The sequence below is a fragment of the Microcystis sp. LEGE 08355 genome (genome assembly GCF_015207185.1).
GTDB classification, from domain to species: Bacteria; Cyanobacteriota; Cyanobacteriia; order Cyanobacteriales; family Microcystaceae; genus Microcystis; species Microcystis panniformis.
On record NZ_JADEXI010000945.1, the window covers coordinates 1 to 1,078 of the forward strand.

Annotated in this window: 1 protein-coding gene; it reads left to right on the top strand. The window is 49.3% G+C overall.

Going from position 1 to position 1,078, the window contains the following annotated elements; genetic code table 11:
* Positions 1 to 112: 112 nt before the first annotated feature.
* On the top strand, positions 113 to 1,078 hold a 966-nt coding region (gene ribD, locus IQ242_RS25485; protein ID WP_193961867.1), incomplete at its 3' end, for a bifunctional diaminohydroxyphosphoribosylaminopyrimidine deaminase/5-amino-6-(5-phosphoribosylamino)uracil reductase RibD.

Below are 1,078 nucleotides of genomic sequence, written 5' to 3' on the forward strand. Positions count from 1 at the left end.
CCCCATCACCTCATCACCCCCATCTCCCAATTCATAATTTATAATTTATAATTCCCACTGATTACTGTTTACTGATCACTGAAAAGTCTCCCCTCCTTTGGAGAAATAAACCATGGCCCGAGCAACGGAATTTGATCGCACAATGATGCAAAGATGTCTAACCCTTGCTAGGCAAGCCTTAGGCCGGACTTCTCCTAATCCTTTGGTGGGTTCTGTGATCGTTCAAGAGGGGACAATTATCGGCGAAGGTTTTCACCCAGGGGCCGGACAACCCCATGCAGAAGTTTTCGCCCTGAGACAAGCGGCAGAAAAAGCCCGTGGTGCCACTTTATACGTCAATCTCGAACCCTGTAACCACTATGGACGTACTCCACCCTGTAGCGAGGCAATTGTGCAAGCAGGCATTAAAAAAGTGGTGGTGGGGATGATCGATCCTAATCCCCTGGTGGCGGGGAAAGGCATTCAAAGATTAGCATCGGCAGGCATCGAGACGCTGGTGGGGGTGGAGGAGTCCGAATGTCGTCAACTCAATCAGGGTTTTATCCATCGCATCACCGCTAAAAAACCCTTCGGTATCCTCAAATATGCCATGACTCTCGATGGCAAAATTGCCGCTACTAGCGGTCATAGCACTTGGATTACTAGCCCCGCTTCTCGCCAAATAGTTCATCAACTGCGATCAGCCTGTGATGCGATTATCGTCGGCGGTAGCACTGTCCGTCAAGATAATCCCCACCTCACCACTCACGGCCTCTCCGATCATAATCCCCTGCGCGTGGTCATGACTCGATCGCTCGATTTACCCCCCTCCGCCCATCTTTGGGATACCAGTCAATTTCCCACCCTTGTTTATACACAAATTGATTCTAATGTCAAGCTTAAGCAACAATTATTAACAAAAGGCGTGGAAGTGATCGAACTAACCGAGGTGACACCCACTTTAGTGATGGAAAATCTTGATCAAAGGGGATTTTGTCAGGTTTTGTGGGAGTGCGGCGGCGGTTTAAGTGCGGCGGCGATCGCTGAGGGCATGGTACAAAAAATTATCGCTTTTATTGCGCCCAAAATCATCGGGGGA